1 protein-coding gene and 1 pseudogene are annotated in these 1,954 nt (G+C 65.8%); both read left to right on the forward strand.

What is annotated here, in order from left to right; all coding sequences use genetic code 11:
- Window positions 1-1,442 (forward strand): membrane protein insertase YidC (yidC, locus tag FKP22_RS28670; protein ID WP_141291524.1); only part of this gene is annotated, 1,442 nt, incomplete at its 5' end.
- A gap of 222 nt (window positions 1,443-1,664) precedes the next feature.
- A pseudogene (locus FKP22_RS28675) lies at window positions 1,665-1,954 on the forward strand (tRNA uridine-5-carboxymethylaminomethyl(34) synthesis GTPase MnmE); the annotation flags it as partial.

Below are 1,954 nucleotides of genomic sequence, written 5' to 3' on the forward strand. Positions count from 1 at the left end.
CGGCAGTCAGCGAGCAGTTCACCGTCAAGACCGACGTGCTGAACGTGACGCTGGACACCCGCGGTGGCGACATCGTGCGGGTCGAGCTGCCGAAGTACAAGGACGATGCCGATCCGACCAAGCCGGTCGCGGTGCTGGACAGCGCCGGCCACCATTACCTGGCCCAGACCGGCGTGATCGGCCCGAACGGCGCGCAACTGCCGACGCACCTGACGCTGATGAGCGTGGCGCCGGGCGAGCGCACGCTGAAGGACGGGCAGGACAGCCTGTCGGTGCGCTTCGAGTCGCCTGATGTGGGCGGCCTGAAGCTGGTCAAGACCTACACCTTCCGCCGTGGCGAATACACGATGGGCGTGAAGCACGAGCTGGTCAATGTCGGCAGCACCCCGCTGCAGCCTCAGCTCTACCTGCAGCTGCAGCGCGACAGCGTGGCGCCCGCGGGTGGCTCGTCCTTCTACAGCACCTTCACCGGCCCGGCTGTCTACACCGCCGAGAAGAAGTTCCAGAAGATCGACTTCAAGTCGCTGGACAAGCACGAGGCCGGCGATTCGCCGCTGCACATCCAGCACGCCGACGACGGCTGGGTCGGCATGGTGCAGCATTATTTCGCCAGCGCCTGGCTGGTGAAGGACGGCAGCCCTCGCGACTTCCGCAGCGCCAAGCTGCCGAACGGCCTGTACACGGTGTCGATGCTGCAGCCGGTGGGCGAGCTGGCACCTGGCGCTACCAAGACCAGCGACGCCACGCTGTTTGTCGGCCCGCAGGAAGAAAACAAGCTCGAAGCGCTCGCGCCCGGCCTGGAACTGGTCAAGGACTATGGCTGGCTGACGGTGCTGTCCAAGCCGCTGTTCTGGGTGCTGGTCAACCTGCACAAGATGATCGGCAACTGGGGCTGGTCCATCATCGGCCTGGTGGTGCTGCTGAAGATCGCCTTCTTCTGGCTGAATGCCAAGGCCTATGCCTCGATGGCCAAGATGAAGGCCGTCAACCCGCGGATCCAGGAAATGCGCGAGCGCATGAAGGACAAGCCGCAGGAAATGCAGCAGGAGATGATGCGCATCTATCGCGAGGAGAAGATCAACCCGCTGGGCGGCTGCCTGCCGATCTTCATCCAGATGCCGTTCTTCATCGCGCTGTACTGGGTGCTGCTGTCGTCGGTGGAAATGCGCGGTGCGCCGTGGCTGGGCTGGATCCATGACCTGTCGGCCAAGGACCCGTTCTACATCCTGCCGCTGCTGATGACCGCGTCCAGTCTGCTGCAGGTGGCGCTGAACCCGGCGCCGGCCGACCCGATGCAGGCCAAGATGATGTGGATCATGCCGCTGGCCTTCAGCTTCATGTTCTTCTTCTTCCCGGCCGGCCTGGTGCTGTACTGGGTGACGAACAACCTGCTGTCCATCGCCCAGCAGTACGTGATCAACAAGCGGCTGGGTGTCGCCTGACGGCCCCCTGAGCCCTTGCACGACGCCCCGGCGAGCCTCTGGCTGCCGGGGCGTCGTGGTTTTCACTGATCGAAATCCGCTTGCGGCGTGCCGATATGCCAGTTGCGGGGCGGGTTTGCGGCTTGCTGCAACCTGGGACCGACCGAGACGCCGTTTGCGCGTCCCGGCCGGTCCCCTCCGCGCCAACCCTTGCCGCCTGCGGGCATCGCCGACAATCCGGCCATGTCATCGCTAGGCCGCCATCACGACCCCATCGTCGCCATTGCCACCGCGCCGGGCCGCGGTGCGGTGGGCATCGTGCGCGCGTCGGGCAAGCAGCTGCAGCCATTGGTTGACGCGCTGATCGGCGCGCCGCTGAAGCCACGCCAGGCGCATTACGGCCCGTTCCGGGACGCCACCGGCCAGCCCATCGACCACGGCCTGGCGCTGTTTTTCCCCGCGCCGAACAGCTACACCGGTGAAGCCGTGCTGGAGCTGCAGGCGCATGGCGGCCCGGTGGTGCTGCAACTGCT

The sequence above is a fragment of the Ideonella azotifigens genome, assembly GCF_006519715.1.
Classification (GTDB): domain Bacteria; phylum Pseudomonadota; class Gammaproteobacteria; order Burkholderiales; family Burkholderiaceae_C; genus Ideonella; species Ideonella azotifigens.